3 protein-coding genes are annotated in these 3,264 nt (G+C 69.0%); all 3 read left to right on the top strand.

Features of this window, described 5'->3' with window-relative positions:
• Positions 1-36 precede the first annotated feature (36 nt).
• The 3 genes from QZV84_RS03970 (at position 37) to QZV84_RS03960 (ending at position 3,033) form a co-directional block, all read left to right on the top strand.
• The gene (locus tag QZV84_RS03970; RefSeq protein WP_292825628.1) at positions 37-717 is read left to right on the top strand and encodes a response regulator transcription factor; all 681 of its coding nucleotides are present in this window, start codon (positions 37-39) and stop codon (positions 715-717) included.
• Positions 710-2,674, top strand: coding sequence for a histidine kinase (locus tag QZV84_RS03965; protein ID WP_292825625.1), 1,965 nt, complete (start codon positions 710-712; stop codon positions 2,672-2,674). Before QZV84_RS03970 ends, QZV84_RS03965 begins: the two co-directional genes overlap by 8 nt.
• A gap of 146 nt (positions 2,675-2,820) precedes the next feature.
• On the top strand, positions 2,821-3,033 hold the full coding sequence (locus tag QZV84_RS03960; protein ID WP_292825622.1) for a hypothetical protein: 213 nt from the start codon (positions 2,821-2,823) through the stop codon (positions 3,031-3,033).
• The last annotated feature ends 231 nt before the right edge of the window (positions 3,034-3,264 follow it).

Genomic DNA, 3,264 nt, shown 5'->3' with positions numbered 1-3,264 from the left:
CTAGGTGCTCCGCCACGGCGACGCGACAATGGATGCATGCCACCCGAGCCCATCCGCGTCGTGCTCGCCGATGACCACCCGATCGTCCGGGGCGGCCTCGTGGCTCTGTTCGAGACGCTCGACGGGATCGCCGTCGTCGCGCAGGCGCACGACGGCGAGTCCGCGATCCGCGAGACGGCGCTCCAGCGTCCCGATGTCGTCGTGATGGATCTTCGGATGCCGGGCGTGGACGGCGTCGCCGCGACCCGGCGGATCACCGCCGACTTCCCCGATGTCGCGGTGCTCGTCCTCACGATGTTCGACGAGGACGACCTCATCGCCGAGGCGCTCGCCGCCGGTGCCCGCGGCTACCTGCTCAAGGGCGCCGATCAGGCCGAGATCGAGCGGGCGCTCCGAGCCGTAGCGTCGGGCGACGCGATCTTCAGCCACGCCGTCGCGGAGCGGGTGCTGCGACGCGTCTCGTCGCAGCCGGCCGGCACCGATCGGGTGCTTCCGCAGCTCACCGCCCGCGAGCGCGATATCGCCGACCTCATGGCCGCCGGAATCTCGAACGGAGCGATCGCCGATCGGCTCTCCCTCGCTCCCAAGACGGTGGGCAACCACATCTCGTCGATCTTCCTGAAACTGGGGGTGGCGACGAGAGCCGAAGCCATCGTGGTGGGCCGTCAGGCGGGGCTGGGGCGCATCGACACGCGGATCGAGGGACCCGGTGGCTGAGCGACGCACCGCGATCGTCATCGCGGGATGCGCCGCCGGGGCATTGGCGGTGACATCGGTCGCGGCATCCATCGCCGTCGATTGGACGTGGTCGGACTACGTGTCGTCGTACACCCTCACCAACACGGTGATCGGCCTCGCGCTCGCACTGTGCGGAATGATGATCGGGTGGTTCCGTCCGCGCAACACCGTCGGCGTCATCTTCCTGATCGCGGGACTCGGACACCTGGTCTCGGCCGCGCTGACGCCGCTCAGCCTGCTGGCGCTTGAGGCCGGTGCTCCGCAGACGCTCACGCGGTTGATGGCGGCCGTGTTCCTCGGCGCGTGGTGGATCGGCCTGCCGTCGCTGTTCATGCTCGCTCTGCTGCTGTTCCCCGATGGCCGCCTGCCGTCGCCACGGTGGCGGGTCGTCGCGTGGCTCATCGTCGTGTACGCGGCCTTCAGTGTGGTCCTCGGTGTCATAGACCCCCTGCCGACCGCGCCCGGAGAGCCCGCTGCGATATCGCTCTTCGCCGCTCCCACGGCGCCGCACGCCGCCTTGGGCGTCATCAACGCCATCGTCTCGCTCGCGATCGTCATCCTGGTGGTCGGGTCGCTCGTCCTGCGCTACGCGCGCGGCGACGAGCGGATGCGCCGCCAGCTCCTGTGGCTGATCCTCGCCGTGCTCGCGATGCTCGTGCTCAATCTTCAGCGGTGGGTCACGGGCGACGGACCCGTCCTGCTGTTGCTGAGCGCCGGGCTTCTGCCGATCGCCATCGCCATCGCCATCGTGCGCTACCAGCTTCTCGACATCCGGGTCGTGCTCTCCCGCGCGCTCCTCTACGGCGTGCTCATCGGCGTGATCATCGCGATCTACGCCGGTCTCGTTGCCACCCTGACGTGGTCCGTCCCCGCGGCGGGTGACCCGACGGTCGCGATCGTCGCCGCTGTCGCCGTTGCGCTCCTGTTCAACCCGCTGCGGCTCTTTCTGCAACGTGTCACCGCCCGCGCGTTCTATGGCACCCGTTCCGATCCCGGTGAGACGGCGAAGACCCTCAACGAACAGCTGCGCACCACAGCCGACATGGCCGGCGCGCTCGGAGCGCTTCGCGCGAGCCTGCGCTTTCCGCACATGGCGGTGATCGGCGCGGACGGGGAGGAGATCGCATCAGACGGCGCGCGAGACCCGGACGCGCGCAGCGTGGAAATCCCGCTCTTCGGTACCGGCGACCGGGCGGGCGCGCTGACCGTCACTCTCCGCCCCGGTGAACACATCCTGCACGACGCCGATCGGCGATCCCTCTCGCTCGTGACGCCGCTGATCGGGATGGTGCTGCGGGAGCAGTCGCTCGCGGCGGATCTGCGTGCCGCGCGCGCCCAGACGGCCGAGGCACGCGAGTCGGAGCGGCAGGTGCTGCACCGCGACCTGCACGACGGGCTCGGCCCGACCCTGACGAGCGCCGCGCTGCGCATCGATGCCGCGCAGAACGTTCTGGACGCGGATGCCGATCGTGCACGCGCGGTGCTCACCCACGCGCGCGCCGACGTCAGCGCGGCGCTCGCGGAGGTGAGACGGGTCGTCTATGGTCTGCGACCGATCCCACTCGACGAGCGGGGGCTCGTCCGAGCGCTCCAGGAACAGGCAGAACATCCCGCCGCGCTCGATGTGGAGGTCACAGCCGAAGCGCTCCCTGAACTGTCACCCGCGACCGAACTCGCCGCGTATCGCGTCGCCATCGAGGGCATCGCGAACGCGAACCGGCACTCGTCAGGTTCGCGCGTGGTCGTCGACCTCGCCATCGATGACCAAGTGCTGAGGGTCACCGTCGTCGACGACGGTATGCCGGTTCCCGGCTTCACGCCCGGCGTCGGCATCCGCTCGATCACGGAGCGGGTCGAGGAGCTGGGCGGCACCGTCAGCGTGGGCCCAGACGCGCACGGCTGGCGCGTCGCCGCCCTGCTGCCACTGCGCGCCTGACTCCCGCCGTCGCGGGTGCACCTCGACTCGGCTGCGACGGCGTCCGTGCCAGCTCGGAATCGGATCTCGGGCGTCATCCCTGATGCCGCCCGCGCGTATGCACGCCGACATTGGTGGCTTCCGTCATCTCCTACTCGAGGCTCGCCATGTCCACACGAACTCAACTTTCAGAGCCCGCACAGACACTGCTGGCGCAGTCGCGCGTCGGAGCCATCGTCCTCGCCGTGATTGCTCCGCCCGGGCCACTGTGCTTCGCGATCTCGCACTTCATCTCGCCGTTCGGTCAGGACGAGTTCCCGGTCATGTTCGCCAATACCGCAGCTGGTGGCGACCCTGCTCACCGCGTCGACCGTGATTGAGTCGTCCGGTGAGGGATGAAGCCCCTCCGCACCCTCACCCGCGCAATCGACCAGAATCCTGGTTCTGACCTGGGGCTTCCACTGCGAACCAGGAGGGCAAGAAGGCACCGATGAGTCCACCTACGTGCGAACTGAAAGCGGTCGCATAATGCTCACAGATCGAGCCCAGGACAGGGCACATTGCCCTTGACCTGGACTTTTTCCGGCGGAGACGGAGGGATTTGAACCCCG

Origin of the sequence: Microbacterium sp. (genome assembly GCF_011620715.1) — a bacterium.
Taxonomy (GTDB): Bacteria; Actinomycetota; Actinomycetes; order Actinomycetales; family Microbacteriaceae; genus Microbacterium.
Note: the sequence above shows the minus strand (reverse complement) of the source record. Positions and strands in the feature narration are given on the sequence as shown.